Here is a 530-nt window from a genome sequence, read left to right as displayed (position 1 = left end):
GGTGCGTAACGGCAAAAGCACTGCCAGACATCAGCGCTATCTCTGCTCTCACTGCCGTAAAACATGGCAACTGCAGTTCACTTACACCGCTTCTCAAACCGGTACGCACCAGAAAATCATTGATATGGCCATGAATGGCGTTGGATGCCGGGCAACCGCCCGCATTATGGGCGTTGGCCTCAACTGCGTATTCCGCTCTATTCGATCACGGATTGGCATCGAAGTCCGATCAGCGATTCGCATCCATTCGATCAACCGGGAACTTAACTTTTTCTACCGCTTTTTAACGCGTTTTTTCGCTGCTTTCCACTACCGGGGGATTTTTCCTCAGTGACTCTCCCTGAAGGACCACCCGGTGTGAGTTATGTACCAGTCTGTCCAGGATGGCATCTGCTGTTGTTGGGTTCTCCATCAGACCATGCCATTTATCTACCGGGAACTGACTTACCACTATCGTGCTACTTTGTCCGTAACGATCCTCTATGAGCTCCAGAAGGTCATTACACTGGGCGTTACTTAACTGTTCCAGC

At 50.6% G+C, this 530-nt stretch carries 2 pseudogenes; one reads left to right on the top strand and one right to left on the bottom strand.

The window, feature by feature from the left end:
• Nucleotide 1: 1 nt before the first annotated feature.
• A pseudogene (locus OOZ15_RS20085) lies at nt 2-241 on the top strand (IS1-like element transposase); the annotation flags it as partial.
• 42 nt (nt 242-283) lie between these two features.
• Here OOZ15_RS20085 and istB read toward each other — a convergent pair.
• Nucleotides 284-530: pseudogene (gene istB / locus OOZ15_RS20080) on the bottom strand (IS21-like element ISSso4 family helper ATPase IstB); the annotation flags it as partial.

Source organism: Galbibacter kalidii, from assembly GCF_026241135.1.
In the GTDB taxonomy this organism is placed as follows: domain Bacteria; phylum Bacteroidota; class Bacteroidia; order Flavobacteriales; family Flavobacteriaceae; genus Galbibacter.
This window is presented reverse-complemented; position numbering and strand designations above follow the sequence as displayed.